This is a genomic window from Mesorhizobium sp. M2E.F.Ca.ET.209.01.1.1 (assembly GCF_004010375.2).
Classification (GTDB): Bacteria; Pseudomonadota; Alphaproteobacteria; order Rhizobiales; family Rhizobiaceae; genus Mesorhizobium.
Genome location: NZ_SADP02001431.1, coordinates 1 through 278 on the forward strand (window position 1 = coordinate 1; position 278 = coordinate 278).

Genomic DNA, 278 nt, shown 5'->3' on the forward strand with positions numbered 1-278 from the left:
GGTCACGATCAGGCCGATGCCCTCCGCCCGGGCGGCGCTGGCGAGCAGCCGGTAGCGCGCCTCGCGCGCTGCCGCAGGCAGGCCGGTCGATGGTTTTTCTCCCGACCAGGCCAGGATGCGGTGGGCGATGCCGCGCTCCGCGCAAAGCTGCGCCACGGCCTGCGCCTCACCAGCCGAACCCTGCCGCAAGCCGTGATCGACCGTGATCGCGAGCAGCCTCGTGGACGGCGCGGTTTTGTCGAGATGCTGTTTGAGAAGAAGAAGGAGCGCGATCGAGT

At 69.4% G+C, this 278-nt stretch carries 1 protein-coding gene; it reads right to left on the minus strand.

The annotated features are described in order from the left end of the window. Positions 1 to 278: ATP-binding protein (locus EN852_RS40675; protein ID WP_281407881.1), on the minus strand; the 278-nt coding region annotated here is incomplete at both ends.